This window comes from Bradyrhizobium sp. NAS80.1 (assembly GCF_001908205.1).
Lineage (GTDB): Bacteria > Pseudomonadota > Alphaproteobacteria > Rhizobiales > Xanthobacteraceae > Bradyrhizobium.
The window spans coordinates 1-4,814 of sequence record NZ_LGHL01000277.1 but is presented as its reverse complement, the minus strand read 5'-3'; the positions used below and the strand labels follow the sequence as shown (position 1 = coordinate 4,814).

Sequence of the window (4,814 nt, the reverse complement as noted above, 5' to 3'; positions counted from 1 at the left end):
GGCCCGCATAATCCGCTGAACCGCCGGATACGGACCCGTATGTCCGGTGGTGTGGGAGGGGCGGCGTCGCGAGACGCCCCCCTATCCCGATTTGGGCCGGCCGATCGATTGATCGCATCGCGTCAGGACACGAGCCAGCTGAAGAATGCGATCGCGGCCCAGACCAGGCCTCCGATCCAGGCCAGCGTCACGATGCCGATGGTCGCGAGAAGAGCGACGCCGAAAGGGCCGGATCGTTCTCGCTGTGCCGGGACTTGAGCCTCGGTTGCTGCTTCTTGCGTCATGACGGCCACCCACGCTTTCTCTCGCCGTTGGGAGCGGGTTGAGGGCCTGTTTAGCGGAGACGCCGGGCGCCGGCCGTGACGCAATTCACAGTTGCGCCGGAATGAGCGAAAGCAGCAGGGAAACTACCCCGCATTCACACGGACGAAATTGCCATCCGCTTGTCCGGATCAGCCGGGTAGGGTGTCAGCCGCATGTGCACCAAGTATGATCCACAGCGCGAAGCCGAGGCCGCAATGAAGCGCCGCGGCCGCCGAAGACGCCGACCGGCAGCGACTCATTCAACTGGCCTTAGCGTGGCATGAGCTCGCCCGCGGTCAACGCGCCGAGCGGACGGACTGAGCGCACTCTCCGGGAAATCTCGCGTTGTCGCGCCGCCGCTCACTGCGACCAGCGTTGCGATGTCCGCCCGTTTCACTCGTTCTCACAGACGTTCGCCGGCTATGACCGCCCCCTGATTGCGCGCACAATCTTTTCGAGATTGCCTGGAAATTTCTTGGCCATTCCGGCGTGTTCAAGGGCGAGCACAAGGAGTCAGGCCACTTCATCCTGAACAGGATCGATCGCCTGATGCTGCGCGGAGAGCGGCGCAGATTGCTCTTGCCGAACGCTGCGATCGATGCCTACCGGCTTCGGCCCGCGCTCGTGTCGCTTAAATCCATGAACGATCCGGCCAAGGGAAACTCGACATTAAGAAATGCTCGGCGCCATCTTTTGCGCACGCGATTCGCGTCGCGCGAACGAAGCGGAGTTGGAACGAGAACAAATGAATCCCTGCGGGGCAGGAAGGGCGAGAGCTACCGCAACGATGCGACCAAATTTCAGTTTCGTCTTTGCCGCGTTAAACCTTTGATTGTTGCGCGGTATTGCGCCGCTTCAGGAGCATCTCGTGAAATTATTCTTGGCAGCACTACTCCGCCTTGCGGAGATTCAGCGTCGCCAGAAGTCCGTGACCGGCCGGTATATTATTGGTGGGGATGTCACACTTGCGACCGTCACGCGCGACTGTGTGAGGCAACGCGCGGTACTTGGCTGGCCGGAGGATGTGGCCGGCAAGCCGGTGAGGCCGCGAGGAGAGGTGCGCATGCGTCGCACGTTGGCTTATGCAATGAAACCCAGTAGACTTGCGCGTCCTGGGCGAGCCGCCCGGAGCAACGTTGCTCCCCCTGGTTGATTGGAGGAATCCTTGTCATGAGAAACTGGATCGGCGTGGCGCTCGTCGCAGGTGTAGCGTCGTTGGCATCGACGGCATTACTGACGACCGCCGAGGCGGCGCAGCAGCAATTCGTCAGCCAGAGAGCAGAGTGTTGCAGAACTGTCGATTTTACCCCGCGTCGCCGACACGTTGCGCGCTACAGAAACGTTGATCGTTCATATATGGGCTTCCACTATCGCCCCTATCAAATCTACTCATGCGCTTATGCGCAGCCGTACTACTCTCGATCATATCCATGCTACGGGCCTGTGCGGTATGCGTACGGGTTCAAGTACGGTCCGTTGTGGTGGTGAAGACGAAGCATACCGCTGCGCTTAGGGATGGAGGTGCTGTTGCACACCGGCCGACGCCGAGAGGCTTGGCTGGCAGCACCTGACGAAAGATGGCTTTGTCATCACCACCAAGAAGTCACAAGGCCGCGTTGAATTATGCATCGCGACTTGGCACGGCTTCATCGCCGAGTGCCCGAAGGACGGACCCGCCTTCATTGCAACCATTCGCGGCCGCGAGCGGCGAGAAAGCCTTCTCGGCTTGGATAAGCGAAGCGGCAGCAGAGGCCCCCCCGAATCGTCGCCTCGCGGTCTGCGCAAGTCGGCGTGTCGTCGGCTGGATAGCGGTCGTCGAGGTCGATAGCTTGGTGACGCGCGATCGTATTCAAGCTGCGGTCAGACGTCTCAGGGAGCTCTACGACCTGACCTAGAGCTCTTCAACACCGGCCAGCGTCGACTGGCATGGTAGGCAGGCCTTGCGCATACGCGCGAAAATATCGCCGTAGTGATGGGGTGCAGCGCACTTCGGGAACGCTTGTAAAAACTCGTCCTGGTCCATCCATCTGGGCAAAAGCCAATCCGAGTCTTCGGTCCCTACCAGGTTGAACTCGTAAGAGTCGAGCTTGGAAAGGTGGCGTAGACATTCGCTGATCTTGGCTATCCCCTCCTCGTCACAGTGGTACTCAATGCTGAGTGCTCTGATTGGTGTCGAGAGGCCGTTTAGAACTTCGACCTCAAAACCCTCGACATCGATTTTGCAAAACGACGGGACGCCATGCTTTGAGATTTCAGCGTCAAGGGTGGTGACGGGAACAGCAATTTTGCCGGTAAGGTTCGATAGTTGCCAATTCGGTTTTAGGCTGGCCATTCCGGTCGAAGTGGTGAGAAACAATTCGGCTGAGCCTGGGCGCGCCCCAACGGCGCTCTGAACAACGGTGATCCGGTTTCCCCTAGCGCGGACTTCCCGCGCCAGATCCGGCTGTGGTTCGAAGGCAACGACCCGAGCACCCAGGTCAAGCATGAGTTCCGATCGGGCGCCAATGTTGGCGCCAACGTCGAAGGCCAAGTCTCCCGGGTTGATAAATTCGGCGAGCAGGCGCCTGTGGCCACTCAAATCTTCACGAGTCAGCAAGCGATGAATTGCCCTTGCGGGCTTATAGATGCCAAGAGAAATCGTCAGGTGTTTGATGGCTGAAAGGCTCATTTCTCGCCCTCGCAGGTCACAACGCTACCACGCGAATGGCCTTCAGTGGAAGCGATGAGCAAATTAACCGGCAGTGTCTACAACGCCGCCGGCGAAGCGTGACTTCGCGCCCCTAACGCGCGCACAGGCTTGGCAAAAAAATCCTGCACCCCTCCGCGGGCCCGTACGCCCCTCAAGCGGCCTCTGTGTCCGCGACGCCCGCCGGGGCCCAGTTGCGCCCGACTTTAAAAATATATGCGGATCGGTACAAAAATCGGCGAGGCCCCGGAGGGGGACCGGGACCTCGTTGCACTAGGAATGTCAACACGGGGATCGTTGACCTGACACCAATCCCTCCCTTGCTCGTTCGTTCCTAACGACCGGCCGCCCTTCGGATCCGCCGATCAGCGGCCGGTCCCCTTGGCCGGGGGCCTCGCCGCCAGGGGGGCTTTGGGGGGGTGACGGCGGGGCCACGCGCCCATTTGCGGGCCGCGCATAGGCAACGGTCGCCGCGGAAGACCGTTCCTTCGAACCGCGTCGGCCTCTGCCCCCTGACGATCGCCACATCGCTTGATCAAAACCCGAATTTGTAGTATTTTCCTCGGATAAAACTACAAACCGAGGTTAAGGCTATGGCAGGTCAAGAGAAGCGCCAGCGAAAGCCCGCAATCGGTTACACAAGGACCAGCTCGGCTGCGAACGTCGGCGACGACAAGGACAGCGTGCCACGCCAGCGCAAGGCCATCGAGGCATACGCCAAGCGCGCCGGCTATCGCATCGTGTCCTGGTTCGACGATCCTGCTGTGAAGGGCGAGGACGCCATCGACACCCGGCCCGGCTTCGCGGCTGCGCTGGAGCGGATCGCCGGCAATGGTGTGAGAACGATCATCGTCGAGACCGCCAACCGGTTTGCGCGTGACCTGATCGTGCAGGAGACGGGCTTCAAGCGTCTGCAGGCGGAGGGCATCACCCTGATCGCCGCCGACAAGCCGGACTCCTTCGTCGACGACACCCCGACCGCTGTTCTGGTGCGCCAGATCCTCGGCGCCGTCGCTCAATTCGACAAGGCGATGACCGTAGCCAAGCTTCGCGGCGCCCGTGAGCGCAAGCGCCGCAAGACCGGCGCGAGGGTAGAGGGTCGCAAGACGCTCGCCGAAAGCCATCCCGAGGCCGTTGCGATGGCCCGCCAGTTGCGTGAGCAGAGCCCGCGGATGTCATTGCGCGAGATCAGCGCGGCACTGGCGTCGGAAGGCATCGTGACGAAGCCCGGGAAGGGTAAGAAGCGGCCAGGCGGCGTGCCCTACACCGCCTCGGCCGTGGCCTCGATGCTGGCGGCCTAAAGGATGGCAGACACGTACAAAATGACGATCGCGAAGCGCGCGCAGAAGGCCGCCAGCAAGGCCGCCTAGACCATCCTGATCAGCACCCGCCTCGACGGGCCGCACCATGGCGGTCCGTTTTGCGCGCGGACTCAATTGAGGCGACGGCGTAGCTTCGCGATCATCTCCCGCAGATCGTTTGCGTACTCCTCGATGATCCGCAGAATCTCGTCCGAGCGCGAGGGCTTGGGACTGCGCGGACCTGGTTCGTCGGGCTTGCTCATGGGGGTTAGTTGTTCGAGGAAAACCAGAAGGACCGTTGAGCTAGATCAACGGGTCTCGACGGCCCGGCACCTCGGCGGCCCTTTCGCTTGGTCGCCCCTGCCAGCCGCGAGCGCGGCCCGCCCGTGCGCTGCCGCGACCTCGACCTTGGTCGCGACACCGGCAAGCGCAAAGGCCTCTCAGCGGCCGGTGGTCAGCCGCGGCGGGATCTGGGACATCATCCAGAGCTCGATCGCAGCCAGGATCGCGACCGCCGCGCCGAT

The 4,814-nt window shown here is 61.8% G+C and carries 4 protein-coding genes; 1 reads left to right on the top strand and 3 read right to left on the bottom strand.

Features of this window, described 5'->3' with window-relative positions:
* Positions 1 to 122: 122 nt before the first annotated feature.
* Positions 123 to 284 carry a hypothetical protein gene (locus AC629_RS47410; RefSeq protein WP_168195717.1) on the bottom strand — a complete coding sequence of 54 codons (162 nt, stop codon included), beginning with the start codon at positions 282 to 284 and terminating at the stop codon, positions 123 to 125.
* Positions 285 to 2,194: 1,910 nt separating this feature from the next.
* On the bottom strand, positions 2,195 to 2,971 hold the full coding sequence (locus AC629_RS41280; RefSeq protein ID WP_084810397.1) for an FkbM family methyltransferase: 777 nt from the start codon (positions 2,969 to 2,971) through the stop codon (positions 2,195 to 2,197).
* A gap of 611 nt (positions 2,972 to 3,582) precedes the next feature.
* On the opposite strand from AC629_RS41280, the gene AC629_RS41275 reads away from it, so the two are divergent.
* Entirely contained in the window at positions 3,583 to 4,290 is a 708-nt protein-coding gene (locus AC629_RS41275) for a recombinase family protein (RefSeq protein WP_084810396.1), read from the top strand.
* A 131-nt stretch (positions 4,291 to 4,421) separates the two neighbouring features.
* Here the strand turns inward: AC629_RS41275 and AC629_RS50045 are convergent, their stop codons facing one another.
* A complete protein-coding gene (locus tag AC629_RS50045; RefSeq protein ID WP_283848238.1) occupies positions 4,422 to 4,553 on the bottom strand; it encodes a hypothetical protein in 132 nt (43 codons plus the stop codon).
* Between the last annotated feature and the right edge of the window lie 261 nt (positions 4,554 to 4,814).